Source organism: Schleiferilactobacillus perolens DSM 12744 (assembly GCF_001435585.1).
Taxonomy (GTDB): Bacteria; Bacillota; Bacilli; order Lactobacillales; family Lactobacillaceae; genus Schleiferilactobacillus; species Schleiferilactobacillus perolens.
The window spans coordinates 1-207 of record NZ_AZEC01000100.1; the positions used below are offsets into that span (position 1 = coordinate 1).

Below are 207 nucleotides of genomic sequence, written 5' to 3' on the forward strand. Positions count from 1 at the left end.
TGCGGCTTGGATTCTAAGCAAAGGGTCATCTAAAAACGAAGGCATGTTGAACCTGTATATGCTAGAAGATGTATTAGGGTGGATTGGGGTCTTGGTTGTGAGTATCGTAATGAACTTTACCGAGGCTTATCGATTGGATCCAATCTTATCGATTTTGATAGCACTCTATATCCTCTATAAAACTGTACCTGAATTTTTAAGCACAAT

1 protein-coding gene is annotated in these 207 nt (G+C 38.6%); it reads left to right on the top strand.

Annotation, left to right across the window (positions count from 1 at the left end):
• Positions 1-10: 10 nt before the first annotated feature.
• Positions 11-207, top strand: a 197-nt coding sequence (locus FD09_RS15790; protein WP_338054271.1) for a cation efflux transmembrane domain-containing protein, incomplete at its 3' end; no start/stop codon positions are given.